We start from the raw sequence: 24,272 nt of genomic DNA, 5'->3' as shown, positions 1-24,272 counted from the left end.
TTTAATTTTTATTTATATAAAATTGAACTAACTTATCTTTTAATAATAATCTTTCCACTGTTTTAATATCCTTTTTTGAGTCTACGGAATAAGTTTCTTTATATTTTTCATAACTTATGTATTGACCACCAAATATTTCACAAATTCGATTAGAGTCACATGCCTCTACTTTTTCTAAGGTACTCTCTGGAGTTTTATAAAACTTTTTTAAATAGTGCCATCTGAAAGAAAACATTCCATGAATTCTCTTTGCTATATGAAAATTTTTACTCAATCTAACATTGTAAGGAATTGGTGATCTAGAAGTATATAAAACTTCACCATTTTTTGAATTAACAATTTTAACAATATTTGGATCAAAAAACTGTTTTTTATGAATAATTTGCATAGCTGCAACTGCACCATCCACTTTTCCTTTGATTAGTTTTAACACTAAATTTTTAAGCATTTTTGGATATAAAAGTGGTTCATCTGCCTGAACACATACGACAATATCATTTTTTTTTATATTTTTGATTTTATTAGCTGCTTCGTAAACTCTATCTAAAGCTCTTTTATGTTTTTTAGATGTAAAAATGCAAGGGTAATTTTTATGTTTTGCAAAATTCATAATCTCTTTATCACAAGTAGCAATCATTAATTGATCCCATCCGCTATACATTTTTGCTCTTTCAAAAACATGTTGAATCATTGGAATTCCTTTTATTTTTGCCAAAGGCTTTCCAGGAAATCTACTTGCTTTCATTCTGGCAGGAATGATACCGATTACTTTATTTTTCATAAGTATAAAGATTAGATATAGATTTATTATCCTCTCCCAATCTTGATGATTTTTTTACTTTTGCAACTATAACTTCTTTTTTTTTTTCATTTGAAGAATAAAAACTATGCAAAAGTCTAAGTGTTTTTTCACATTCTTTAAAATCTATAGGAAATTTTTTCTTATTAATTAAACTTTTTACTACATCTTTATAAAAACTGTAGTGACCAAAACCATAAGCGTCAGGTACTTTTTCAGAAAAATTTCTAATGTCTCTTTCTTTCATTGAAAATTGTTCTAATTGATTTACTGCTATACCTCCAATCTGAATTGTGCCTTTTGTTCCCATAATTGAAATTGAAGCTTCATAATCTTTTGGACGAGCTGCTGTAGTCACCTCAATTGTACCAATAGCACCACTTATGAATTCTAGAGAAGCTGTTGCTGTGTCCTCAACTTGAATTTTTGATCCAAAAGTTTTCATTTTACAAAAAACTTTTTTTATCTCTCCCCCAAGATGTCTTAATAAATCTACATGATGAATTCCTTGATTAGTTAAGACACCACCATCATGTGAATAAGTTCCTCTCCATTTTGCACTGTTGTAATATCTTTGAGTCCTACACCATCTAACTCTTACATTAACAATATTAATTTTACCAATTTCTTTATTCTTTATTGATTTATATACTCTTTGTACTGCTTTATTGTATCTATTTTGAAAAACTGGAAAAATTTTACATTTTTTTTTCTTTGCTAAACTATATATTTTTTTTAATTGATCCATTCTAAGAACTGTAGGTTTTTCTATTATAACATTTTTTTTAAAATTTTTTATAATTTGAAAAGCGTGATCAAAATGCATGCCTGATGGCGTCATTATCGCTACACAATTAATTTCTGGGTGCTCTATCAGCATCTGATTATAATTTTTGTAAGTTTTGATTTTTGAATTTGAATATCTTTTAGCTTTTTTAATGTCTAAATCACAAATTGATATTAAATTGATTTTTTTATATTTTTTTATAGCTTTAATATGATGACCAGCAATTCTACCTGATCCAACAATTGCTAAGTTTACTTTATTCATAATTTTTTTTTATTATATTAAATATTTTCTTTAAAAACTTATATCTTGTTATTGTTATTCTTGAATATTTTTTTAAAATTTTACTCTGACTATCCCTTATATACGCAAATTTTTTTATTTCTTTAACAATTTTTTTTCTATTTTTTCCAAGTTGAACATGTATAAAGTTTGATTGTGTATCAATATACTTAACTTTATTGAGTTTATTTAGAAGACTGACAAATTTTTTCTTTGATTCATTTAAATCTTTTACAGATTTTTTGACATCTAAATAGTATTTTTTACTAATCAAATTAGCTAGTATATATGTTTGGAGACCTCCAATTTCATACATTGGTTTTGATGAGGTCATATATTTTATGATTTTTTTATTACTTAAAATAAAACCAATTCTTAATCCAGCTAATGCCCAGGATTTACTTAAACTTCTTACAACAATTAAATTAGTATACTTATTTACTTCATCCTTGAGAGTGATATTACAAAACGGGTAATAAGCCTCATCTATCAAAACTATACACTTTATTTTTTTTGCAGTTTTTATAATTTGTAAAATCTCATTTTTTTTTATTACAGTGCCTGAAGGACTATCTGGATTTGCTAAGCAAATTAACTTGGGTCTCTTTTTTTTTATAACTTGTATAAAATTATTTATATCAAAAATAAATTTGTCATTTTTTAATAAATATTTAAAATTTATTAATCTTGTTTTGAATAATTTTGCATAAACATCATACATCGCAAATGTTGGAGAGGGTATTAACACTTTATCTGATTGTTTAACGAAACAATCAAATGTTGCTCTTATGCCTCCATCAGATCCATTACATATAAGTAAATTTTTTTTTTGGATTTTAAAGATTGAAGATAATTTTTCATAAATAAAATTTAAATTCGGATATCCAAAAATTGAATATGACGGAATTTTTTGAATGATTGATTTGATCTTATTGGATAAGTATATATCTGGGTTTTCATTCTTATCTAACCACAACTTTTTATAGTCTCTGGTCTGATTTTTTTTCCAACTTGGTCTATTTACTATGTTCAACTTTAGCATGTTTTAAAATTCTATTTATTGTTATTTTATTTATTTTTTTTCCATATAAAAAAAATAACTTTTTATTATTTTTTGAAATAATCTTGAAATTATTTTTAATATAAAATTTTTTGGTTTGTGTATTAGATTTTAAAAAAATGTAATAATTATATAATTCTGATAAAATTTTATTATAAAATATCAATAAACTCCCTATTTCTTTATATCTATAATTATTATCAACAATAATAGTATCTAATAAAAAATATTTGATTAAACCTATCTTATTAAATCTCAAACAATTATAACCAATCAATTTATTTTTAACCTCTAATAGAATATGTTGATCATTTTGACCAATATTTTTTATGAACCATTTTTTTTGTTCTGATATATTAAATTTCCATGATTGTTTTTTTAAACTGAAAATTTTTTTTTTTATCTTTGAATTTAAATTTTTGGTTTTTAATATACTAATTTGCATAAAATTTTTTTATTAAAGAGACAATCTTATTTAATTGTCTATTTTTTAAAGAATAAAACATTGGTAATGAAATACATGTTTTGTAATACTCGACCGAATTTGGAAAATCACGAGTATTAAATTTTTTTTCTTTATAATATGAATGAGTATGAATAGGAATATAATGAAGTTGGCATATGATTCCCCTTTTTTTAAGATATTTATAAAGTTTATTTCTTATATTAAAATTTTTTAATAAAATAACAAATAAATGCCAGGAACTATCTTTAGAGTTAATTGGTAATTTAATTGGTAATTTATTTAGATTTTTAAAATAAAAATCAGCAATCTCTTTTCTTCTCTTTAAAAATTTTTTTAATTTTTTAAATTGAGAAATTCCTAGAGCAGCTTCAATGTCGTTCATTCTAAAATTGAAACCCAACTTTACTTGATCGTAATGTGTTTCAATTCTATATTTTTTCTCAAATATTTTTTTATTTCTTAAAATTCCATGACTTCTTAATATAGATAATTTGTTTGAAATTTCTTTTGAATTAGTAGTTACCATTCCTCCTTCACCTGAAGTTATAGATTTAATTGGATGAAAACTAAAAACACTTATATCGCTAAATTTACAGTCTCCTATTTTTGTTTTTCTATAGTTAGCACCCAAAGCATGGGATGAGTCCTCAATGATTTTAAATTTATACTTTTTTGAAAGTTTTTTTATTTTATTCAAATCACAAGGTAAACCGGAAAAATGAACTACAATTATTACTTTTGGTAATTTTTTTTTTTTAGTTTTTTTTAATTTTTTCTCTAATAAATTTGCGCAAATATTATAAGTATCAGGATTTATATCTACAAAATCAACTTTTGCTCCACAGTGGATTATACAATTTGCTGTAGCTACAAACGAATTTGGTGTTGTCCAAACAATATCACCTTTTTTAACTCCTAATGCTAAACAAGATATATGTAAACCACTTGTTGCTGAATTAACTGCAATTGAAAACTTGACATTAAGATATTTTTTTATTTTATCCTCAAATTTTTTTACAGTAGGACCTTGAGTTAAAAAATTAGATTTTAAAACTTTGCTTACTTCAAATACATCTTTTTTATCGATATAATGTTTTGAATAATTGATTATATTTTTCATTTTATATAATTTTGTTTCTATAATTTAACAAAAAAAACTCTGCATTTATTACTTTCCAAATAAAAAATGAATTTGAGACTTTTTCTTCTTTAATATAACTTAAGTATTGAAATTTAAATTCTTTAAAATTTAGTATTTTATTCTTAATAAGTTCTCCATTTTGAAGAAGCTTGATAATGTATTTATAAATCTTTTTTTGTTTAAAAAACTCTCTCTGGGGAGTTGAAACTTCTAGCTTTTTTTTGTAAGTTTTTCTATTTTTTAATTCAAGCCATTTTCTAATTGGTTTTTTACCACCATCTAAATCTATCTTAAATTTATCACTGTTAGAAAAAATAAATTCTACATACTTATGATCCAGCATAGGAACTCTTCCTTCTATCCCATTTAGTGCTGAGGACTTATCATAGAAATACAATAATTTTGGTAATTTTATTCTAAATGTATAATTCATTACAACTTCGTTGATATTTTTATATTTTGTATTTTTATCATTAAATTTAAAATTTTTTAGAATTAATCTTTTATCCCCCATTTCCTTGCCATCAGGAGTAAAAATTTTATCTGTCAAATAGGATTTATCTTTTTCAAAAAAAATTTTTTGTAAATTTTTATATCCAAGTAAAAATTCATCTGTTCCTTCACCTGAAATAGCTACTTTTATTTTATTTTTTTTTATTTTTTTCATTAAATAATATTGCGCTGCTGTTCCAAATCCACCTAGGGGACCCTCATAAAGATAAACTAATTTTTTAAGCTGATAAAAAATTTTTTGAGGGTCTTTTATTAACTTTTTAATATTACTATAATTAGATGATCTTAATTTTTTTAGCCTTAATATTTCATTATAATATTTATTTTTCCAACCATATGTAAAACTTGTAATTTTTTTGTTCAAAACATCTTCTATTATTGATTTGATAAAATTTGAATCCATACCTGAACTTAACAACAAAGAGTATCTTGCATCACTTACCAGATTTAACTTTATAGCATTCGATGTATATTTTATAAAATTTTTAAAAAAATCATTCTCATTTTTACATCTAAGTTTTTTGTTTTTTCTTAATTTCCAGTACTTTTTAATTTTTGTTTTATTTATATTGTTTAAAGAAAACTCTTCAAAAGATGCTGGAGGAAAGATTTCAATATTTTTAAAGAAGGTTTTTGATGTATCAAAATATTTGCCTTCTCCTATATATTTTGTTAACTCATTAAAGTTTATTTCAAATTTTTTAATAATTCTTAAAATTGGTTTAATTTCAGTGGAATAGATCAAAAAATTTTTTTTTTTGTAAAAAAAAAGAGGTTTTACTCCAAATCTATCTCTAGCAACTAATACTTTATTTTTTCTTTTATTAAAAATTATAAAAGAAAAAATACCATTTAAAAGTTCTAAAAAATTAGGACCTTTAAGGTCATATAATTTTAATATAACCTCTGTATCAGATTTGCTTGTAAAATTTTTTAAATTATATTTTTTTTTTAGTTCTAAAAAATTATAAATTTCACCATTAAATATTATAATATTACCCTTATCGTCTTCAAAAGGCTGGTTTCCTTTTGAAGATAAGTCAATTATTTTTAATCTATTGTGTAAAAAAAAATATTTTTTATGTCTTTGATAATTGGAGTAATCTGGACCTCTATGTTTTTGTAAATCTAAAATTGAATCTAATTTTTTTTTTGTAATTTCATTTTTACCATCAGAAAAAAAGACATAACCACACATTAAATTTCCTTTAACAATTTTTTTATTTTTTTGTTTTTATAATCGTAAAACATTATATCTTTGATATCTAAATTCTGTCTTTTTTTTGAAATCTTTTTATTTTTAATAATTTCTACTATCTTTTTTATGACAAATTTTTCATTAAATTTATTAATCCAACAAAATCCATAATTTGGCAATTTTTTCGGATATCCAAATCTTTCAGGTTTTCTTATTCCATGTTTTTTACACCAAGCGAAATTTTCACATCCAATTGGTATAGCGAGTGCTGAGACGCCCATTCCCAATGCTTCGTATCCTAGAGTAGAATTGATAAAAATAACTAATTTATATTTTTGTATATGTCTATAGGATGAAAAAATATTTGTATTTTTTAGAAACATTGATTTTTTTAAATCGGGAAACTTTTCTATAAAATAATTTTCTATATTTTTCTTTAATGAAATTTTAAAATTAATTTTATATTCCTTTTTTATCTTTTGTAGAATGTGGATAATTTTCTCTTCATTAAGTGGAAGGGTTTTGCTTTTATTATGTTGCGATATAAAAAGAATCTCATTTTTTTTTTTCAACCTTCTTTTTTTAAAATAGTTACATTTAATTGATCCTGAAATAATATATTTTGATTTAATATAATTTTTATATTTATTAGCTACAGGTTTAGAAAAAACAAAAAAATAATCTGCTTTTAAATTTTTATAATTCTTTAGATCTTCAAAATCCTCCCTTGTTCTATTACCGTTTTGAATTGAAATAGTTGTTATTTTTGGAAATTTTTTTTTTAAATAATAAAATGAAGGGTTATTATCAATAAAAGTTATGATTATTTTAGGATCTGCACTTTTTATATAATTTAATTTATAATTTTCTTTAAAATTTATAAAATCAAAAGATATAATTGTTTTCATTAAAATCCAAAAATTTATTTTTTCATTTCTATTATAATAAACATTATAACTTTTTTTTTTTAATAACATTTCAATTCCTGGTAATGACATGGCATCATAAACCATGATTTTTTTTTGTTTAATTTTTTTAAAATCAAATTTAATCATTATTTTAAAATTATAATTAAATAATTTTTGAAAGCTTCAAATCTTTTGTGGTGTTGATATCAAATGACTCTTTATTTGAAATTTCCAAACCTATGCATGAATTCAAATCAAAAGTTTTTAAATTAAAATTAGGATCTTTATTTTTTAGGTATTTTAAAAAATATTTTGTTTTCGTAATCTTTAAGGAAGGTGTAGCAATAATTGCATGTGGCCAATCTTGTGTTCTTTCTAAATCAGAATAATAGGAATTTCTAAATTTAAATAAATCAAATTTAATTTTATCATTATTTACATCTACGTACAAAAATGGGTGTTCTGTGGATTTGGTGTATGAAACTATAGAATTGAATTTTTTATTATTACTAATTTTTTTAAAAGCTTTTATTATACTAGTTGCTTTTAAAAAAGGATTTGTTACTGGAATTATTGCTAAATATTCAGGTAACGAAATATTTTTGTCTTTTAAGTATCTTATATGATACAAAATACTTGATATAGTTGATGATTTTGATGTTGAATATTTATTTTCTCTTAAATAATAAATCTTTGCACCTTTTTTTTTACAATAGTTTGCATAACTTTTAGAATCAGTTGAAACAACAACATCACCTAATTTTGTCTTTAAACATTTTTTAATAGAAATTTCTAATAATGTTTTTCCATTTATTTTTTTTAAGTTTTTATTTTTAATTCTAGACGACCCAGATCTTGCTGGAATAAAAAACTCAATTTTCTTTTTTATAGACACTTTTTATTTAAATTTAATTGAATATTTTTCTAAAACTTCTAAAAAATTAATTGACATTGTTTCTCTTCCAGTATGTTCAAAAACTGAGCTCTTGGTAATACAACCTAATCCTTTTATCTCTTTAAAAACATTATTTGTAACATACGAACTTGGCATAGAAGTTTTAAAAATTATATTCATCTCTCCTGAACTGTTTTTTTTCCAAATATTGTGGTCATTTATTTTACATATTGGAACAATAGAATCGTATTTTTCGTCTATCTTATTTATTAAATCTTTAATAAAATTTCTTGGTCTGTTGGGATAAACTTCTTCAAGCACCATTACGTGAGAGGGCTTGAATGATTTTTTTATATATTTTTTATATATTTCTTTAAGAATATAATCAGTGCCTAAATAATCTTTCTGTAAGTATTTTGGCCTATCTATTACTTTAATTTTTCTCAAATTTTTCATTTTCTTTTTTAATTCTTGATTACTACAAATTATAAAAGTTTTAAAAATTAAAGAACTCTTATTTAGCTCATTTAATATTTTTTCAACTAAGAAAGAATCATTTTTTTTAATAGGATTAATAATTGGTATCATGCAAATTATTTTTTGCTCATTTTTATACTTTCTAAGATTGAGATTTTGAATTATTTTTGAAATTCTTGAAACTCTTTTAATATTATCATTATGTCCTACTCCATGATGATGATAGACTATTGAATTTGGTTCATAAATAATCTTATAATTTAAATTTTGAACCTGTTGAGCCCATATCCTATCTTCAATATGATAGGTTTGTTCATTAAAATTAATTTTTTTCCATACACTTCTTCTTATCATACTATTAGCATTATGAAAAAAAGGATCTTTAATTTGAATTTTTTTATCATTTCCAAATAAATAATTTAGTTCTCTTACAATATTAGGGTCCGAGGTATCTAATGGTTCTTGTTTTCCATAAACACCTGCAATCATCTTTGACTTAAAATTTTTTACGAGTTTACCTAACCAAAACTCATTTTTTGGAATACAATGTCCACTAATTATACAAATCAACTCTCCTTTTGAAAATTTAATTCCATAGTTTATTGCCGCACCAGGTTTAAATACCTTCGAATTATAATTTACCAATTTACAATTTGGAAAATTTTTCTTTATTATTTTTTTTGTATTATCTTTACTGTTATTATCAACAACTATAACTTCAAAATTTTTGAATTTTTGATTAAAAATTTCATGCAAACATTTGCTGATCCAATAACTTTCGTTATGTGTTCTTACAATTATAGAAACTTTTTTTTTCAAATTATTTTTTTGTTTAAAATTTTTGTTAATTCTCTACATTTATCAATTAATTTTGAAAACTCTTGGAAACTAATTGGTTGCAAAGGATCTACTGCGGCATTTCTGGGGTCTGGATGAAATTCAATCATTAAACCATTTGCCCCAGAAGCAATTGATGCAAGTGTTAATGGTTCTACCCATTTGTGCCAAAAACAAGCATGACTAGGATCAACAATTAAGGGTAGGTTTGAAACCTCTTTTACCGCAGGTACAATTTGTAAATCTAATAAAAATCTACTTGTAGCCTTATGAGTATGGGGTACAGAAACTCCTCTTTCACATAAAACTACTTTATTATTTTTGTTAACTAATGCATACTCTGCTGCTCCCAACAAATCCCTTAGAGAAGCACCATAGTGCCTTTTTATAATCATTGGTTTAAGTTTTTTTGAAACTTCGGTTATCAGAGGAAAATTTTGCATATTTCTTGATCCAATTTGAAAAACATCAACATAATCATTAATAAAATCTATTTTCTTTTCTTCCATAATTTCAGAAACTATTAACAAATCATAATTCTTTTTTATTTCCTCTAAAATCTTTGCTGCTTTATCTCCAAGTTCGAAATATTTTTTAGATCTATATGGAAAAGTAAGTGGTTTATAAATACCTGCTCTCAACATTCCAATTTTTTTTTTTTCTAATAGATCACAACATCTTAAAATCATGTCTCTATTTTCTAAAGTATTTGGGCCGGCAATTACTGGTATTGTTTTTGAATTAAATTTGATTTTTTTGCTAAATAAAATCTCTTTTTGTTTTTTTTTTGTAGCGAGTGGAAATTTGAACTCGCAATCTTCTAATGTAATATCTTTACCAGGAAATTTATTATCCATAAGATTTCATTATATTTAAAACTTTTTTATAACCTAATCCATTTACTAAAACAAAAGCTTTAGCAGCCTGAACAAGATTCATATATAGTCCATTAAGGTTCTTTATAGAGTTTTTTCTTGCTTTTTTTAATAAAATTGTCTCTACTGGATTATATATTACATCAAAAACTTTGATTTTTTTATTCTTTTTCAAAAATTTTTCGGTAATTTTTTGATTTTCTTTAATAATTAATTTATTTTTTTTCATAAATAAATTAAGATTTTTTGACTTTATTCCATTAATTTTTTTTATTGGTGATAATGGCGAAAAAGGTTTTAAATTTATGTTTAAATTTTTTCTTTTACACCAGTTATCAAAACCAACCGATGTACAATTAATAAGTAAATCAAATTTATCTATTTTAAATATATCATCATATTTCTTAATATGAAAAAAACTATTTTTTTTTTGTGATTTGAATTTATTTAAAATTTTATAAGATTTACCTGCTGTTCTATTCAGTAAATAAATTTTGCTATTTGTTAAAAAACTATTTACTGCATGCATAATTGTTTTACCAGTACCCCCTGAACCGACCACTAATACTTTTTGATTTTTTTTCTTCAATTTAATTTTTTTTAAGCTCTCTAAAGCACCTAAGTAATCAGTATTAAAGGCTTCTAATTTTTTTTTTTTAACTATTGTGTTTATTGAATTTATCCTTGAAATAGATAAAGAAACTTTATCAACATGCTTAAGACTTATTTCTTTAAATGGAATTGTAATTAATAATCCTTTAAAAGTTTCATCTTTTTTAATAATCTTAAAGAAATTTCTTATATTTTTTTTTTCTAAATCTGCTGGATACATTTCTCTTTGAATTTTTAATTTCTTATATACATAATTCCATAATCTTGGTGATCTGGCATTTTTCGATGGTGATGAGCCAATAATAAAACATTTTTCATAATTATTTTTAAAAATAATTTTATTTTTAATTATCCTTGATAATTTCATTTAGAATTTTTATTAAACCAATTAAAAAATAATTTTAGACCACTCTCAATAGAAGTTTGTGGTTTAAAACGAATAAACTTTATTAACTTGTTTGAATTTGAATTTGTAAATACCAAATCAGTTTTAGGTTTTTTTTTAAAAATTTTTTTTGATTTTCTATTTAATTTTTTTTCCATTATCTTAATAAATTTACTCACTTTAACTGGACTATTATTTCCAATATTAAATACTTCAAAGAAAGGTTTTTTTATTTTTAGTGATTTAAAAATTAATTTATCAATTGAAGCTACTACATCGTCTATATAAGTAAAATCTCGTCTAAGATTACCTTTCCCATAAACACTAATTTTCTTAGAGTTTTTAATATTTTTTGCAAAAGTATAAGCTGCCATATCGGGTCGATTCCATGGTCCATAAACAGTAAAAAACCTTAAGCCAATAATGCTTAAGTTATATTGGTGAAAGTATGAATGAGCCATAATCTCATTTGATTTTTTTGTTGCACCATAAAAACTTAAACATTTGTCTGTATTATCACTTTCTTTAAATGATTTTCCCTTACTGTAACCGTATACACTTGAACTACTAGCAAATAAAAATATTTTTGGTTTTGTGATTTTTATAGACTCTAAAATATTAAAAAATCCAATTAAGTTAGATTTTAAATATAATTCTGGGAATTGAATTGAGTTTCGAACTCCAGCTTGGGCAGCTAAATGAATAACTACTTTAGGTTTATTATTTTTAAAAATATTCAGTATCTTTTTTTTATTAGATATATCAACATTAATAAATTTAAAATTCTTATTTTTTTTTAAAATTGATAATCGTTTTTTTTTAAAGCCTTCATTGTAAAACTGGTTCAAATTATCCAAACCAATTACTTTTTTATTTTTTTTTAATAATTGATGAGTAAGACTCATTCCTATAAAACCAGCACAACCTGTTACTAAATACATTTAATTTCTCTTTAAATTTTTTAATTTAATTACATCCCCAGGATTAAAACTTTTATTTGTTCTTTTACCTAAAATCTTTTTATAATATTTAATTGGCATTCCTAAAGAGGGTCGTACAATTTTTATATTATCTTTAGAAATTCTGTCACCTTTATTGATTATGTCACTAACATATATAGATCTTCTATATCTTAAAGAATTTTTTTCATTTTTAGTAGGGCCATATTTAATTTTGCCAAGAGCTTTATGTGTATTTTTAATTGAGTTTACAAAATTTTTAAATTCTTTAATTGGAAGAGCAAATTTGCTATCCAACGCTCCATCTTTATTATTTACTGTAACGTGTTTTTCAATTACTTTGACTCCATAAGGTATGCTCGCTATAGCTACTTCAGAACCTATTGAGTGGTCAGATAAACCAACATCTAATTTAAATCTTTTTTTTAAATCCAGTAAAGTTTTTAAGTTTATATCTTCAGGATTTGCAGGATAACTACTAGAACATTTTAATAGTATTATCTTGTTGTTTCCTACTTTTTTTATTTCAGATATTGCTTTTTTGATTTCAGAAAACTTAGCTAAGCCTGTAGAAATAATAAGTGGTTTTTTTGTTTTGGCACATTCTTTGATTAAATCTAAATAAGTTATTTCAAATGAAGATATCTTATAACATGGAACTTTTAATTTTTTTAGAAACCTAACAGATTCTAAATCAAATGGTGTACTAAAAGCAATTAAGCCAAGTTTTTTTGCTTCATTGAAAATTTTTTTGTGCCAAATTTTAGGTGTTTGACCTTTTCGATATAAATCATATAAATTTTTTTTATACCAAATGCTCTTCTTATCCTTAATTTGAAAATCCTTTTTTTTTGATTTTAAGGTAATCTTATCTGGCTCATAAGTTTGAAGTTTAACAGCATCAAATCCAGCCTTCGCGGCCATTTTTACCAATTTTAAAGCTCGTGATAATGATTTTTTATGATTTGCTGATATTTCGGCAATCAAAAAAGGTGGCTTAGAATCAGTTAAAGCTCTTCCATCAATATTAATCATATTTTACTTGGTAAGTTTTTTAGCTAAATTAGAAATTTGTTTATCTTCTCTGTAAATCTTTGCAAAGACTTTTGAGGTTGCTTTTGGATTATTTTCAAAAGCAATTCTTAAAATGTCCATCCAATTCTTATTATTTTTTTTTCTTACAGACTCTATTTGAGAAATTATTTTCTTATAGTTTTTTTTCATAATTAGTTTATACGCTTTAATTTAATATCAGCAATTTTTAATTTTTTGACATAAAAGTTGTTAATATTATGATGATCTAACCTATTTTTTTTGATTTTATAAAATATATTTTTCAGATTATTTAAATACCTTTTAATTTGTTGATCAGAGTGTGTAACACTTAAATATATAATATTTTTTGCCAATATATTTTTTTTTAGCATTTCAAATAGAATAAAATTTTTCATTATTTCATTATTCTTATTTTTAAATTCAAATTTAGGCAATGCATCTAGACCTGTGATTATTATTGGCAGATCATAAGTTTTTGAAAATTCTCCCCATTTTTTTTTTATAAATTTACCTTTTTTTGAAATTTTCGACCAACTTTTTAAAGTTTTCATTTTTTTTAAAGTTGCTATGGCAGCTGTTGTTCCAGTCCTTTCACTCCAAAAAGTACTACTTATAAATGTTTTATCAGCATTAAGCATAATTTTTTTCCTACCTAGGATTGCAGTAATTGGAAAACCATTTCCTAAAGATTTACCAAAAATAGCAATATCTGGTTTAATATTAAATTTCTCATAAATTCCACCAAAGTTATCTCTAAATCCTGATGTGCACTCATCTACAATCAATTTTACTCCATATTTATTTCTAATATTTTCAATTTCCCCTAAAAACTCTTTAGTTGGTGGATCATTTCTCTGAACCTCGATTTTAATTGCTGCAATTCTTTCCTTATATTTTGATCCCAATAATCTTATTTTTTTAAAATCGTTAAAATTGACTGAAATTGATGAACCTTTCAGTTTTTTTGGAATTCCTGCAACACTTAAATTAGGAAATAAATGGCTGTCTAAATTATTTTTATTTATTAAATTAGCGGATAAATACCAATCGTGCCAACCATGATAACCACAAAAGAGAATTAAATCTCTATTTGTTGATGCTCTTACTATCCTTACAGCAATGGCGTTGGCTTCCCCACCAGTTCGGGCGAGTTTGACCATATCAGCCCATTTATTAATTTTAAGAAGTTCTTTAGATAATTTCAAATCCTCAACTGAGTTGAGAGAAGATGTATTGCCACTGTCAATTATTTTTTTAACTGCATTATTAACATAAGAATTATTATAACCTAAAATATTTGTTCCCACTCCCATTAAATACATATCAAGATATTTTTTATTGTTTATATCCCAGACAAATGAGTCTTTACATTTTTTGAAATAAATTGGATATTTTTTTTCTAAAAACTTTGGAGGTCTTTTTGATATTAACATATTTCCTCCTGGAATAATTTTTTTTGCTTTTTTCCAAATATTATAGTTATTTTTTTTTACCATTTTTGATGAAATAAATGTGGTTTTTGAGAGAATAATTCCATTACATCTTTAAATTTAAAAAATATTTTTGGATAAAAAAATTTATATATCTTTTTAATAAAAAATAAATCTTTTTTAGTATCTAATGTAAGTCTAATAAAATATAAATTTATTTTGTTAGCAAAGTTCTTTTTTTTTATTAATTTTGATCTCTTTAAATAACTTGTTACATGCTCTCTATCAAAAACTTTTTTGGCTTTATGAAAAGCTAAAGATAAAGCTTTAAATGAAAATATTTCTATATCATATCCATCTGGAAAAGTTCTATTCAAACAGTTTGAATAAAAATCTACTTTCAATTTTTTAAAATCTTTTATCATTCTGTCAAGCATTTCCCAGTCAATTAAAGGACAATCAGATGTTATTCTTACTATTATAGAAATGTTATTTTTTTTGGCAGCATAATAATATCTACTTAATACATCTTTTTCATTACCTACAAAAAATTTAATGTGTCGATATCTTTTTTTTATAGACTCAAAATTTTTTGTTAAAGATGGAATTGCAATTATAGTTTTTTTAACTTGTTTGCTTTTTTTTAATCTTTTAATAATTAAAGATAGTGAATTTTCATTCTTAATAATTTTTTTAAAAATTTTTTTTGGAAACCGTGTAGATTTTTCTCTAGCTTGAATAATTACTGCTATCATTTCCAAACTCTTGGGTTAATTATAAGATTATAAATTTTCTTATTTTTTACTACAAAATTAAGTTTTTTTTTTGACAGTTTGCATTTCAAAATCTGTTTAAATTCTTTCAATGATTTAAAACCAATAATTGATTTATCAATCATTTTATTATTAAAAACAAAACTCAAAGCAGCCTGAAGTCTATTTAATCCATTTAAACTTAGCTCTTTCTCATGTTTCTTCCATATATTAGAAAATTTATTAAATTTTTTTGGTAAATTTTTAGAATTACATAACAACAAACCTTGTAAAAATATCGATCTCACATAAATCTTAATTTTATGACTTTTAATTTTTTTTAAATCTTTATTGGTAACTCTATTATCTAGTAAGTTGTATGGAAATTGTAAAATATCTGGTTTAACTTTAAAAATATTTTTTTTATATTTTTTAAGATCATAAATTGAATAACCAAAATATTTAATAATTTTTTTTTTCTTAAACTTTTGAAAAACTTTTTTAATTACTTTAAGTCTTTTAAGATTATCTAGATCTTTTTCATCATGAAGAAAAATGCAAAAGATTTTTTTATTTACTTCCTTTTGTAAGTTTTTAATAAAATTTTGAATATAGTTTTCGATTTTTTTTTCATTTTTTGGAATATTCTTAATTTTTGAAATTATATAAATATTTTTTTTTGACAGACAACTTAGCAATTTTTGACTGTTTCCATAAAAAGGCGAGGTGTCTATATGAATTTTTTTTTTATTTTTAATAAAAAAATTAAAAATCTTAATTGTATCACTTTTGGTTAAATTTTTACCAACTGCGCCATAATTATTTCCAATTTGAGCACCTCCAACTACGATTTTAGATAATCTCATTAAACTTTGATAAGCTTCTTTATCTGACTAAGATTTAATAGATTGTTTCTTAAATCAGAAGAATATTTAAAGCCTTGTTTAATTTTCTTTCCTTTTTCATTGTTTTGTGATTTAAAATAATCAACTCTAGTATGAAATTCAAATGATGGCTTTATAGTATAGTATTTTCGAAACTCAACAACATCTATACTTTCATCTGGCGAAATTAAAACTTCATGTAATTTTTCTGATGGCCTCAATCCTATAATTTCGTATTTATTTTGTGGATCTATTACTTTAGCTAAGTCTGTAATTTTTATTGCTGGAATTTTAGGGATAAAAATTTCTCCACCTTTCATTATTGTAAGACAATCAAATACAAATTGTATACCTTGATCCAATGTGATCCAAAATCTAGTTGCATCTTTATGTGTAATCGTAAGTTTTTTCTTTGCTTTTTTTAATTCCAAAAACAATGGCAAAACTGATCCTCTAGAGCCAGAAACATTTCCATATCTTACTATTGAAAAACATATGTTTTTCTTACCTACTATGTTATTTGCTGCAACAAATAATTTATCAGATACTAATTTACTTGCCCCATACAAGTTTATTGGGTTAACAGCTTTGTCAGTTGATAATGCTATAACCTTTTTAACATTGCAATCTATTGCGGCTTGAATAACATTTTGTGCGCCATGAATGTTTGTTTTTACATATTCACCTGGGTTATATTCTGCTGCTGGAACCTGTTTTAAAGCAGCCGCATGAATTACAACATCCACACCATCAAAAGCTGTTTTGAGTCTTTGTAAGTCTCTTACATCACCTAAAAAAAATCTTACATTCTTTTTTTGATAAATTTTTTCATTTTGCATTTCGGATTGTTTGAGTTCATCTCTTGAAAAAATAATTACTTTTTTTGGGTTAAATTTTTCTAAGATCTTTTCTGTGATTCTTTTTCCAAAAGATCCTGTTCCACCAGTAATTAGTATTGATTTATTGTTCAGCATTTTTTAGAATTTTCTTTTTTTGTAACATTTTTATTAAAGGAATTATATCCCAAACTGAGACTTTACACTTTTCGGCTATGTCTATTATAGAATTATCGCCATCACTATATGTAATAATATTTTTAATTAGCATAGTTTTTTTTGGTAAATTTTGTGAACTTAAAGTTGGATACAAATTGTACTTTGTCAAAAATGGCTCTCCCAGAACGCTTGTTTTTGGACTAGAGTAATTATCTGCTAAGTAGTGAATTTTTTTCAATAATTCAAAACTATTATTAAGACCTACTTTTGAAACCACTTTTCCTAATTTATCTTCTGATGTATGGTATTCTTTATACTTTCCAAATTTTGATCTCATTATTGTACATACTGGTAAATCTATTCCTGGCGCACAATAATTTTTTTCATCACTTCCTCTATCATTCCAAGAATATTCTTTGAATTTATTGGATATGTTTTTGTATACATATCTAGTAATTTTATCAGTATCAGTGTTATTTTTTCTGCTAGAAATGAAAGAATAAGATCTATTATCACCTATACAACTTATATTAAATCCACTTATAATATTTTTTTTCATTTTTTTATAATTCTTACTTAAATAATAAATTGATCCAATACTTTCTGGAATGAATAATATTCTAACTGAATAATTTAATTTTATTTTCTTTAGATAATCTGAAAAATAAATCATAGTACATGGACCTGATAATTCATTATTTGCCATAGATGGGTGACAAACATATGTTGAAAAAAAAATCTCTTTTTTTTTCTTTCCTTTAATAAAAATTTCCCCAAAATTCATATAACCTTTTTTAAGGCTAGTATTTATATTGACTTTATAAATTCCCTTTTTTAATTTTTTTTTTTGATTTAAACTCATACAAAATCCCCAATCTTTTTTGTAATAAGAGGTGTGATAAGGAATAGCTTTTGGAATTTTTTTATAAGTATAAATTTTTTTTTTTATCTGTTCTAAATTGAAAGATTTTTTTTGAGGTATAGAATAACCCACGAGATGTAAATTATTTTTGTGAAAATCACATATTTTTTTTCCTGAAGGATCGGATATATATGCTTCTCTAACATTCCATTCTAGAGGAATTTCCCAATCAAATGCTTTTGTGCCCGATCTAACTTTATTTATTTTAAGATCTTTGTTAATTTTTTTAAATTCATTTAATGTATCTCTTACGCCTTGACCAGTTAAACTTCTATTATAATTCCATACTTTTTTTGCTAAATTAAAAACTTTATTTCCAATCATAATTTTGTATGTTTTATTTTAGTCTATATATTACATGTTTATTAAAAACACCTATAATTTCAAAGTAAAAAAATTTAATTTAAGCATTAAATGTATCTCAGAGAAACATATAAACCGAAAATATTTATCGTCGATAAAAAAGTCTAAATTTATTTTAAGCAAAATTAATAATGGTGAATTATGGCAAAAAAAATACATAAACAAAATTAACCTGTCTAAATCTAAAATAATTCTAGGTTTTTTTTATAATAATCAATTAATTGCTACATCTGGACTACAAAATCTAAACAAAAAATATGTTTCGGTAGGTATTTTTATTTTTGATAAAAATTTTTTGAATAAAAAAGTTTCACATTTTTTTATTGCCCATGCTTGTATCTTTATAAACAAATTTTTTAATAAAAAAAACTTTTTTGCTGGATTTAATAAAAAGAATATCAAATCAATTCTATCTTATGAAAAAATAGGTTTTGAGACATATTTAACAAAAAAAAATACTACTTTTAAAAGAACCACAATTCAGAAAATAAAATTGAGATTAAGAAAAAATTAAATTATTAAAAAAATTATTCCATTGATCAAAATTTCCTCTTTTACAGTAATGATCATGGAACTCTTCTCTAATTTTTAAAATTTTTTGACTATTCCACCATAAATTTGGTTCTTCAGCTATTTCATTTAAGTGTTCATTTAATTTTTTTACATCATTAAAAATAATTTTATTTTCTTTTAATTTTTCATAAATAGTTTTTCCTTTTTCAGATAAATTCCATAAATCATATTTTAATAAAACCAATGAAGGTACGCCAAAACTCATACTTTCAAAAAACGTTGTTTGCATAGCTGTATTAATTACAATTTTTGAATTCTTTAATTCATCTATAAAATTTTTTTTTTGAGATAGTGCATTATGCTGAAATAATTTATCAAGTTTTTCTTTTTGATTCCATCTATCAAAATTGGGAACATGTCTTATAACTATTTTATCTTTAATCTTGTCATTCATTATTGTAAATAAATTTTCCCATAACTTTAAACATTCAATTATTTGTGAGCCAATAATATAATCCTGAATTCTGTATGCATAAAGATTTGTATTAGATGTACAAAATAAAATATTATTTTTTTTGTTTGAATGATCTTTATTACTAGTTTTAAGGCATAATGGAGGTAACTGAACTATTTTTTTTTCATTAGATTTTTCCCAAGATATAAACTTGTCTGAAATATTAATCCAAGAATCAAAATTAATACAATTTTCCACATAACCTCCGTGACTTGAAATAATTAATTTACTATCATTTTTTTCTAAAACTTCAGCTAACCAAACTTTGAAAAGATCATTAACTACATGCCCAAACGCTGTGACTATATATTTTGGTTTTAATTTAATTTTTATTGCTTCTGATTGAATCTTTTTAAAACCTTCAAGATGTGATAATGGAAAAAATAATAATATCTTTTTTGATAACATTTTTTCAAATTCATTTGAAATAGTAAAATCTAATTTAAAGTTTCTATCAATTTTGATATTGTCGATTTTAATTTTTTTTGAAAATTCACTAAATGATCTTGATAATCTTCTTTGAAAAAAAATATACTTAAAAAAATTTGCTTTTCCCAAGTTTAGTTTATATATAAGAATTTCTTTAGGATTTATAAGTTTAGATAATATTTTATCCAAAATTTTAAATCTATGACTTGACTCTAAGTCTTGATTAACAAAAAAACTTTTATTTTTAAAATATTCATTCTTAATTTTAGAAATATTCAATTTAAATGAATCTTTAATTATTTCTGAAAAAACACAATTATTCCAAAAATGGGAATCGAGCTTATTAGTAAAAATATCGTTAAAATCTTGAGATATAAAATCAGATGGCACATACTCTATAATTGGCACATCATTAATATCATAATTTTTTGATACATTTTTAATCAATTCCCATCTATCCCAAAAAACTGATAATAATTGTACAAGTGTTGGACCAATAATGATTTCCCAATATCTTTTTGAAAATTTTGTTTCATGATAGTCATTTAAAAATCTAATTAATGAATTAAGTATTTTAGGATAAAGATTATTCAAATATTGAAAATCAGTTTGCAATTTACCAGGTTTGTTAAAATGATAATTTATTTTTTCGTATTTTAACGTATCAAAATCAGTTTTTTGTTTATTCTCAATACACCATTCACCTAAAAGAATATTGCGCTCATTTAATGAAAATAATGAACTGATATTTGTTGTTATTAATCTATTTTTCATTGCTACAAAAGTTTATTTACAATTAATAAAAATTTTGTTGTCAAATTTATAAAGTTTTTTTAAATCATCATAAAAATTATCATATTTTAAAATTGCTATTTGTGATTTTTTGAATTTATTTATTTTAATGTATTCTTTATTTATCAATTTTTTTAAAACTTTTTTAAAATTTAAAAAATATTTTTTGTCGTTTATATTTTTTTTTAGATAAGCAGAATAATTTTTTCCTATATATTTTTTACCATTATATACTTTTGTGGAAAATTTTTTTTCAAATCTGTAATTAGCTTTAAACATCTGTTCTATATGATGGACAAGAGTATTCCCATCTTTTAGAGGACGGAAAAAATATAAGAAATAACAATTCTTACCATAAAGTCTTGCGTGTAAAGACTTTTTGCCAAAAGCGGATTTGCCAACCTTTTGAACAATTTTAGAATTTTTACCAATTGAAACAAAAGAAAATAATGGATGTTCAGATCTTTCATATTTTAAGTTACTAATTACAAAATTTGCTAAAAATCCGACTTTCGACTTTGTCTTTTCAACAATAAATTTACCAGAAGTGGTATATGAAAATGACGGGATAACACATGTTATTCCTCTATTTGTAAAAAACTCTAAAAATAATTTTACTAACTTTTTTGGATTTTTTTTACAGAATTTAAAGAAGGGTCTAAAATCTGAATAAATGTAAACATAATCTGCTTCGTTGATACCAGACTTTAATAAAATTGATTGAATTTTTTTTAACATTTAAGTGGATACTATAATTGTTTTATTTTTTAATTTTAAAGAATAATTTTTTTTATCAATTTGTAAGATTTTTTTTTCGTTATTTTTTTTTAAAATTTTAAAATTACATATTATTTTTTTTTTTTTATTATAATTGAAATATAATTTCCCCCATTCGCTAGAATAAGGTCCTGAAAATCCAGCATTAAAATATTTTAAAAATTCATCAAAATTCCAATTAAAATTCAGTAATCCATTGTTAGGAATTTTTTTGGGAAAAAGTTTTTTTTTTTTAATATTGTTACTTAGGATTTTAATTTTTTTTCCTTTAGATAGTTTATTTAAAAAATTGATTAAAATTTTTATGGTCAAACTTTCAATTTTTTTTGTACAGCTGAGTAAATTATCTTTCAAACTAATTGAAGTTCTGAACACTTGAATTATTCCACCTGCATCTACATTTGCTGTCATTTTATGTATCGTTACTCCAATTTTTTTTTCTCTATTAAAAATCATTCCTGAAATTGGGTTAATACCTGGATATTGAGGTAAAATTGCAGGATGAACATTAAAACAATCTTTAAACTTATTCAAAACATCTTCTTTTATTATTGTTTTTGATAGAATACTTAGTAAAAAAAAACCTTCTAAGTTTTTTTTTTTTATAAAATTTTTGTCAAATTTCTTAATGAATGATATTTTTTTTTTTTTAGAAATTTTTTTAACTATTTTGATATATCTTCTGTCATCACATGCTACATACTTAAGATCAATATTTTTATCTTCACTAATATGCCGGAAACATTTAAGACCAATTGCCTGACCGATGATAAGGGCAATTTTTAGTCTCATAAATTTAAAATTTTTTTTAATTTTTTTGGCCATTTATTGATATTAATTCCATGTTGACTGTAGAGTGCTAATAATAATCTTTCAAAACCTATTCCGATGCACCCAGAAAAAATAAATTTTCCTTTTCTTTTAATCTTAAAAGCTTTACCAAAGGTATTAAGATGGAAATTAATTGAACCTACTGCTATTTCCTTTTTTAAAAAAGGTATTTCAACAATTATTTCATACTTTAAATCCATTGCATCCTGGAATACTTTTTTATTTACATTAGAAATGAAAAAAGGATCATTTGCTACTTCTATCCTACAATTTAGCATTGTTGTTTGAAAAAATTTCTTTAAGGATTTAACTAACTTGTTTTTAGTCCTCAAAACAAATTGCTCATCTCCAACAAACATTATATCTCTAACAGAAAAACTAATTAGCCTATCCAAGGTTTTAAAATTTGATTTTTCATCTCTAAAAACTTTATTATAAGTTGTATAAATTGAATTTTTATGATTTTTTACATTTTGTAAAGCATAGTAACAGTTGTCACAAACAGCTGGCTGAAGACCATAATTTGAATTTCTAAATTGATTGTTTATTTTAATTGACTTAAAATTTTTTTTGTTACCATATTTGTTTGAAAACTTTTTATAATTATTAAAACTTTTTTTTAAACCGCTAACCATTAATATTTGCTGAGGAAAATCTTTGAAATAATCAATTTTTTTATATAGATCAATTGGCCAAAAAACAGGGTGCTCTTGATCTATTGCATTATATTCTTTTAAAGCCAAATCGTAAAAGTATTTATTTACTGATCTAAAAACTTTTAAAAAATTACCTTGAAATTGAAATAATCCTTCTGAGATTTTTATTATTTCTTTTTTTTTTTTTAATAATGAAATTGGATTTTTTTTATATTTTATTTTTTTATTTTGATAAAAAATTATTTTATTTTTTGATGTTATAGATAATTTCATCAAATTTGGACAGTTTTTTTTGATCTCTAAATAGTTTTTTTTATTTAATAAAAAAATTTTGTTTTTCTTTATAATTAAATTTGATTTAGGAAAACTATCTTTAAGAGAATTTAATATAAAAGATTTTTGTTTATCGTTAATTCTATGGTTATGTTTATAAACAGTTTTCATACTCTTAAAGATTATCTTTTTTTAGCTTTTGATAAAAATTCTATGAATATATTACTATTATAAAAAAAGACAGTCTCCAATAACCCACCAAAACAATTTATTTCTATTTTATAAGAATTAACATATAAAAAATCTGTTTTTTTTTTAAATTCTCTTTTAATCTTATTAATATCTTTCACATAGTAAGCAATGTGATGAATTGCTGAACCTCTAGTTTTAAGAAAATTTTTAACAGTTGATTTAGAATTAAGTGGTATTACAAACTCCATCCATAGATTGTTATATTTATTTTTTCCTATTACTAGTTTATTGTTCTGCTTTTTATCGAAATAGATAAATTTTTTTTCTGGTAAAAAAAAATAATTTTTTAAATCATCTTCCTCACAAACAATTCCTATATGATGTATTTTCATTTAAAATAACTGTGACTTGTCTATAGATTAATTAAGGTTTTGTATTTTTGAAACTTTTTAAAAATTTTACTATCAGCAATATTGATCTTGATTTTAGTCTTTTTTTCAATTTTTGAAGCTAAAGTAAATACATCAAGAGAATCGATAATACCCTCAGAAATTAAATTTTTTTTATCTATTCTTTTTAAGACTGATTTACCTTCTTTTTTTATTAAAAAATCATCAACAATTTTTTTTATAAGCTCATTTTTGGGCATCTTGGTATTTTAATAAACGCTTTAAGATAATTTAATAAATAATATCAGGT

26 protein-coding genes are annotated in these 24,272 nt (G+C 23.1%); 1 reads left to right on the top strand and 25 read right to left on the bottom strand.

Going from position 1 to position 24,272, the window contains the following annotated elements; genetic code table 11:
* Nucleotide 1: 1 nt before the first annotated feature.
* The 19 genes from kdsB to ACTTAV_RS00455 are packed head-to-tail and all read right to left on the bottom strand — an operon-like array spanning nt 2 to nt 18,557.
* Entirely contained in the window at nt 2–781 is a 780-nt protein-coding gene (gene kdsB / locus ACTTAV_RS00545; protein WP_440669482.1) for a 3-deoxy-manno-octulosonate cytidylyltransferase, read from the bottom strand.
* Complete coding sequence (locus ACTTAV_RS00540) at nt 771–1,850, bottom strand: Gfo/Idh/MocA family protein (protein ID WP_440669480.1); 1,080 nt, start codon at nt 1,848–1,850, stop codon at nt 771–773. The genes kdsB and ACTTAV_RS00540 overlap by 11 nt, the downstream gene beginning before the upstream one ends.
* Complete coding sequence (locus tag ACTTAV_RS00535; RefSeq protein WP_440669479.1) at nt 1,843–2,910, bottom strand: aminotransferase class I/II-fold pyridoxal phosphate-dependent enzyme; 1,068 nt, start codon at nt 2,908–2,910, stop codon at nt 1,843–1,845. Before ACTTAV_RS00535 ends, ACTTAV_RS00540 begins: the two co-directional genes overlap by 8 nt.
* Nucleotides 2,885–3,373: a GNAT family N-acetyltransferase gene (locus tag ACTTAV_RS00530; protein WP_440669478.1), complete on the bottom strand. Its 489-nt coding sequence runs from the start codon at nt 3,371–3,373 to the stop codon at nt 2,885–2,887. The genes ACTTAV_RS00535 and ACTTAV_RS00530 overlap by 26 nt, the downstream gene beginning before the upstream one ends.
* A complete protein-coding gene (gene pseC, locus ACTTAV_RS00525; protein ID WP_440669477.1) occupies nt 3,363–4,514 on the bottom strand; it encodes a UDP-4-amino-4,6-dideoxy-N-acetyl-beta-L-altrosamine transaminase in 1,152 nt (383 codons plus the stop codon). The genes ACTTAV_RS00530 and pseC overlap by 11 nt, the downstream gene beginning before the upstream one ends.
* Nucleotide 4,515: 1 nt before the next feature.
* The gene (gene asnB / locus ACTTAV_RS00520) at nt 4,516–6,246 is read right to left on the bottom strand and encodes an asparagine synthase (glutamine-hydrolyzing) (protein ID WP_440669476.1); all 1,731 of its coding nucleotides are present in this window, start codon (nt 6,244–6,246) and stop codon (nt 4,516–4,518) included.
* Complete coding sequence (locus tag ACTTAV_RS00515) at nt 6,246–7,301, bottom strand: hypothetical protein (protein WP_440669475.1); 1,056 nt, start codon at nt 7,299–7,301, stop codon at nt 6,246–6,248. Before ACTTAV_RS00515 ends, asnB begins: the two co-directional genes overlap by 1 nt.
* A 16-nt stretch (nt 7,302–7,317) precedes the next feature.
* A complete protein-coding gene (locus tag ACTTAV_RS00510) occupies nt 7,318–8,049 on the bottom strand; it encodes a cytidylyltransferase domain-containing protein (protein ID WP_440669473.1) in 732 nt (243 codons plus the stop codon).
* 3 nt (nt 8,050–8,052) lie between these two features.
* Nucleotides 8,053–9,345: a glycosyltransferase gene (locus ACTTAV_RS00505; protein ID WP_440669472.1), complete on the bottom strand. Its 1,293-nt coding sequence runs from the start codon at nt 9,343–9,345 to the stop codon at nt 8,053–8,055.
* Nucleotides 9,342–10,220, bottom strand: coding sequence for an N-acetylneuraminate synthase family protein (locus tag ACTTAV_RS00500; RefSeq protein WP_440669470.1), 879 nt, complete (start codon nt 10,218–10,220; stop codon nt 9,342–9,344). The genes ACTTAV_RS00505 and ACTTAV_RS00500 overlap by 4 nt, the downstream gene beginning before the upstream one ends.
* The gene (locus ACTTAV_RS00495; RefSeq protein WP_440669469.1) at nt 10,213–11,217 is read right to left on the bottom strand and encodes a shikimate dehydrogenase family protein; all 1,005 of its coding nucleotides are present in this window, start codon (nt 11,215–11,217) and stop codon (nt 10,213–10,215) included. The genes ACTTAV_RS00500 and ACTTAV_RS00495 overlap by 8 nt, the downstream gene beginning before the upstream one ends.
* On the bottom strand, nt 11,214–12,176 hold the full coding sequence (locus ACTTAV_RS00490) for an NAD-dependent epimerase/dehydratase family protein (protein WP_440669468.1): 963 nt from the start codon (nt 12,174–12,176) through the stop codon (nt 11,214–11,216). The genes ACTTAV_RS00495 and ACTTAV_RS00490 overlap by 4 nt, the downstream gene beginning before the upstream one ends.
* Nucleotides 12,177–13,229: a pseudaminic acid synthase gene (gene pseI, locus ACTTAV_RS00485; protein WP_440669466.1), complete on the bottom strand. Its 1,053-nt coding sequence runs from the start codon at nt 13,227–13,229 to the stop codon at nt 12,177–12,179.
* Nucleotides 13,230–13,232: 3 nt separating this feature from the next.
* Nucleotides 13,233–13,418, bottom strand: coding sequence for a hypothetical protein (locus tag ACTTAV_RS00480; protein ID WP_440669465.1), 186 nt, complete (start codon nt 13,416–13,418; stop codon nt 13,233–13,235).
* A 2-nt stretch (nt 13,419–13,420) separates the two neighbouring features.
* A complete protein-coding gene (locus tag ACTTAV_RS00475; RefSeq protein ID WP_440669463.1) occupies nt 13,421–14,746 on the bottom strand; it encodes an aminotransferase class III-fold pyridoxal phosphate-dependent enzyme in 1,326 nt (441 codons plus the stop codon).
* A complete protein-coding gene (locus ACTTAV_RS00470) occupies nt 14,740–15,435 on the bottom strand; it encodes a cytidylyltransferase domain-containing protein (protein ID WP_440669462.1) in 696 nt (231 codons plus the stop codon). Before ACTTAV_RS00470 ends, ACTTAV_RS00475 begins: the two co-directional genes overlap by 7 nt.
* Nucleotides 15,432–16,298, bottom strand: coding sequence for an aldo/keto reductase (locus ACTTAV_RS00465; protein ID WP_440669460.1), 867 nt, complete (start codon nt 16,296–16,298; stop codon nt 15,432–15,434). The genes ACTTAV_RS00470 and ACTTAV_RS00465 overlap by 4 nt, the downstream gene beginning before the upstream one ends.
* The gene (pseB, locus tag ACTTAV_RS00460; RefSeq protein ID WP_440669459.1) at nt 16,298–17,290 is read right to left on the bottom strand and encodes a UDP-N-acetylglucosamine 4,6-dehydratase (inverting); all 993 of its coding nucleotides are present in this window, start codon (nt 17,288–17,290) and stop codon (nt 16,298–16,300) included. The genes ACTTAV_RS00465 and pseB overlap by 1 nt, the downstream gene beginning before the upstream one ends.
* Nucleotides 17,277–18,557, bottom strand: coding sequence for a DUF4910 domain-containing protein (locus tag ACTTAV_RS00455; RefSeq protein WP_440669458.1), 1,281 nt, complete (start codon nt 18,555–18,557; stop codon nt 17,277–17,279). The genes pseB and ACTTAV_RS00455 overlap by 14 nt, the downstream gene beginning before the upstream one ends.
* A 34-nt stretch (nt 18,558–18,591) precedes the next feature.
* Between ACTTAV_RS00455 and ACTTAV_RS00450 the strand changes: the two genes are divergently transcribed.
* Nucleotides 18,592–19,110, top strand: a complete 519-nt coding sequence (locus ACTTAV_RS00450; RefSeq protein WP_440669457.1) for a hypothetical protein — start codon at nt 18,592–18,594, stop codon at nt 19,108–19,110.
* Here the strand turns inward: ACTTAV_RS00450 and ACTTAV_RS00445 are convergent.
* Genes ACTTAV_RS00445 through ACTTAV_RS00420 form a run of 6 tightly spaced genes read right to left on the bottom strand, consistent with a single transcriptional unit; the run spans nt 19,096 to nt 24,222 of the window.
* Nucleotides 19,096–20,826, bottom strand: coding sequence for an LIC12162 family transferase (locus ACTTAV_RS00445; protein WP_440669456.1), 1,731 nt, complete (start codon nt 20,824–20,826; stop codon nt 19,096–19,098). The two genes, ACTTAV_RS00450 and ACTTAV_RS00445, sit on opposite strands and share 15 nt — an antisense overlap.
* A gap of 12 nt (nt 20,827–20,838) precedes the next feature.
* A complete protein-coding gene (locus tag ACTTAV_RS00440; protein ID WP_440669455.1) occupies nt 20,839–21,582 on the bottom strand; it encodes an AAC(3) family N-acetyltransferase in 744 nt (247 codons plus the stop codon).
* Nucleotides 21,583–22,446 carry a formyltransferase family protein gene (locus tag ACTTAV_RS00435; RefSeq protein ID WP_440669453.1) on the bottom strand — a complete coding sequence of 288 codons (864 nt, stop codon included), beginning with the start codon at nt 22,444–22,446 and terminating at the stop codon, nt 21,583–21,585.
* Entirely contained in the window at nt 22,410–23,552 is a 1,143-nt protein-coding gene (locus tag ACTTAV_RS00430; protein ID WP_440669452.1) for an aminoacyl--tRNA ligase-related protein, read from the bottom strand. Before ACTTAV_RS00430 ends, ACTTAV_RS00435 begins: the two co-directional genes overlap by 37 nt.
* 11 nt (nt 23,553–23,563) lie before the next feature.
* A complete protein-coding gene (locus ACTTAV_RS00425; protein WP_440669451.1) occupies nt 23,564–23,965 on the bottom strand; it encodes a VOC family protein in 402 nt (133 codons plus the stop codon).
* Between the two features lie 20 nt (nt 23,966–23,985).
* A complete protein-coding gene (locus ACTTAV_RS00420) occupies nt 23,986–24,222 on the bottom strand; it encodes a hypothetical protein (RefSeq protein WP_440669450.1) in 237 nt (78 codons plus the stop codon).
* Nucleotides 24,223–24,272 lie beyond the last annotated feature (50 nt).

Source organism: Candidatus Pelagibacter sp. HIMB1483 (assembly GCF_052048135.1).
In the GTDB taxonomy this organism is placed as follows: Bacteria; Pseudomonadota; Alphaproteobacteria; order Pelagibacterales; family Pelagibacteraceae; genus Pelagibacter.
This window is presented reverse-complemented; position numbering and strand designations above follow the sequence as displayed.